This is a genomic window from Roseomonas chloroacetimidivorans (assembly GCF_049629625.1).
Classification (GTDB): Bacteria; Pseudomonadota; Alphaproteobacteria; order Acetobacterales; family Acetobacteraceae; genus Roseomonas; species Roseomonas chloroacetimidivorans.
In genome coordinates this window covers 1-2,245 of the sequence record NZ_JBNBZS010000235.1, presented here as the reverse complement: position 1 = coordinate 2,245, position 2,245 = coordinate 1, and the positions used below count along the sequence as shown (strand labels likewise).

The following is a 2,245-nucleotide window of genomic DNA, read 5'->3' as shown; positions in this document are numbered from 1 at the left end:
CAAGATCCTCGCCCACCTCAGGGTTCTCTTGGCCGCCATCCTCGCCAGCCTCAGCCAGGCCCACACCGCACAAGACCACTACCTGATCCTGCGCCAGCGAGCCTAAACAAGTTATTCAAGGCCGACTATGTATATCGCTTGGGGCGCCTGAAGGACGCCCGGCCGGGAGGGAGGTGAGCCCTGCTCCAGATCCACCCCAACGCCCGCACCACCCCCGCCGCCGGGCCGAGATCGCCCGTTCCTCCGAGCCCTCGGGCGGTTCTCGCCCGACGCTTCGGGGTGAGCAGCGAGAACCTCCGCAAGTGGCGCAAGCGAGGACCTTCGGACTGCCTCGACCACTCGGCCCGGCCCATAGCTGCCCTGGAAGGCAACGGACGAGGAGCGCGCCACCGTCTGCGCCCTGCGCCGGGCCACCCACTTCGCCCTTGATGCCCTCGCCTTCGTGGTGACCCACCTCTTGCCGCATCTGAACCCCTGACCGGGTAACTTCCCAGCCTCGCCGTGGCCGATCGCGGCTACCGCGGCCATGGCGCCCATGGCACCAGGGTGCTCATCAGCGGCACACGCCGCGGCCTCACGCCCGCCTAGCCAGGCTCCTCCGGCGACGCAGCGCCATCGAGCCCGAGATCGGCCACATAAGACCAATGGCCGTCTCGCCCGCTGCGCCCTCAAGGGCACCCTTGGCGATGCCATCTTTGCCGTGCTCTGCGGCTGCGGGCACAACATCCGCAAGATCCTCGCCCACCTGAGGGCCCTTCTGCTCGCTCTCCTCGCCAGCCTCATTCACGCAATCGCCCAGCCGGGCCGTCATCCAGTTACAGTCCGGGCGTCCTGACGCGGTTATTCAAGGCCGACCAAACAGCATGGTGGAGAGGTTTGACGGGCGGGTCGGAAGCGAGGTGCTGAACGTCACGATCTGGTTCCATGCCCAGCTCGAGCGGCTGCTCCGAGGCTTCAACGCCGCCTACAATGCCCGCTGGCAGCGCGTCCTCGATGGCAGGACACCCGACCAGGTGGTCAGGGAACGCCTCAAAGCCCGGCGCAAGGTCGCCCGCCCCAAACCTGCGATGCCTGAAGGCCGTGCCGGGCTAGACGACATCGCCCGCGCACGCCTCATCGCAGAACGCGTCAAGGATGCTTCACAACCGGACAGTTAGCATAAATTCAGTCCGCTGAACGCAACAGAGTTGATAGGATCATGTATGGTTGAAAATCCAGCAAGCGTCCCGAGGACCGTCCTTTTCCTGACTTATGCAAATTACCGGTACGAGAGCTTCGCCATCTCCTATATTTTGAGCGTCCTATCGCATGTAGATAACTCAGTCGTTGAGATCTTTGTGGATGATGTGCCTGCCTTCACGAAACGCTTTAAGCTAGCTCTAGACGCAATGTCCGAGCTGTTCGGAGGTGAGCGTTTTCGTATATCGCGAGTGGATCATGCACTTCTCAAAGGCAAAACTCTTCCGAACAGCATTCGTTTTTTGGTGACGCCAACCTCGAGCGCCGAGTTTGTCTATATCGGCGACGTGGACATTATTGTGCTTGAGCGAGATATCCTGGCACGACATCTCCGCTTTATGCAGCACACAGGCCTGCCTTACTCAAATTCTGTCCGATTTACCGACCGCAGTCGTATGTCGGGCCTGCATTTTTCTTATTTCAAGGCTTATTATCCCGTCCCCGACGTTTCGGACCTCGACACACAGAGACTTAACGACGAGATGTTGCTACGGATACTCTGCGAGCGAAAAAACTATCCGATTCAGGACAAAGTTTGGTTTCGGCCGGTGCACGGAATTCATGCCTCGCCGAATCGTCAGCCTTTACCTTCGAAAAACGCGAAAGGGCGAGCCATCCCCGGGTGGGATTTCGAAGCGCATTCCTGGGCCTATCGCCGTTTTCGACGTTCGGCCGCGTTCCGGACGGTCGCTCCATTATTCGATGACACAATAAAGGACGTTTTCCGCACCCTTGACCAACTGTTTCTCACGCTTCATTGGAAACAGATGAACAGGCTTTCCTCGAACGGCGTTCTAAAACTTGCGTCCTTCAGATGCGCCATGGCGTTTCTTTCCATGGTGGGACGCAAGCCTTTTGGCTCTCCATTGTGAGACCCCTCGTGTGTGGATGCCCTCATGAATGCAAGTAGAAACTCGATCTGGTAATGGCTGTGCAGTGAGGTGCGGCCGTGATGGGATGGACGGCCCCGCTTTCCTAACTGCTCTCCTGGCCGAGGATGCGGCCA

Annotated in this window: 2 protein-coding genes and 1 pseudogene; all 3 read left to right on the top strand. The window is 59.6% G+C overall.

Translation table 11 applies throughout. From position 1 onward, the window contains the following. Positions 1-489: 489 nt before the first annotated feature. Positions 490-835, top strand: a pseudogene (locus tag ACO1BU_RS36990) (IS5/IS1182 family transposase); the annotation flags it as partial. Between the two features lie 64 nt (positions 836-899). Beyond that, positions 900-1,157, top strand: coding sequence for a hypothetical protein (locus ACO1BU_RS36985; RefSeq protein ID WP_424140846.1), 258 nt, complete (start codon positions 900-902; stop codon positions 1,155-1,157). 45 nt (positions 1,158-1,202) lie between these two features. Then, on the top strand, positions 1,203-2,111 hold the full coding sequence (locus tag ACO1BU_RS36980) for a hypothetical protein (protein WP_424140845.1): 909 nt from the start codon (positions 1,203-1,205) through the stop codon (positions 2,109-2,111). Positions 2,112-2,245: the final 134 nt, after the last annotated feature.